Genomic DNA, 275 nt, shown 5'->3' on the forward strand with positions numbered 1-275 from the left:
TTTCTGAGGTTGTTGCTTCTGAGTTTGGTTATCACATAATTAAACTTACAGACATTCAACCACAACAAGTTAAAGCGTATGACGATGTTAAAGCTGACTTACGTGCTGAATTAGAACAAGCTGAAAAAGTAGATGCATTTTACGAAAAGCAAACAGAAATGGGCGCACTTGCATTTGAAATTTCAGACCGCTTAGACGACGCTGCAGAAGCTGCTGAAGTGGAAGTTAAATCTACACCTCTTTTAGCACTTAATGCTCTACCAGAGCCTTTAAAC

At 38.9% G+C, this 275-nt stretch carries 1 pseudogene; it reads left to right on the forward strand.

What is annotated here, in order from left to right:
• Positions 1-275: pseudogene (locus tag AAEY57_RS19910) on the forward strand (peptidylprolyl isomerase); the annotation flags it as partial.

This window comes from Pseudoalteromonas sp. MER144-MNA-CIBAN-0113 (assembly GCF_040308965.1).
GTDB classification, from domain to species: Bacteria; Pseudomonadota; Gammaproteobacteria; order Enterobacterales; family Alteromonadaceae; genus Pseudoalteromonas; species Pseudoalteromonas tetraodonis.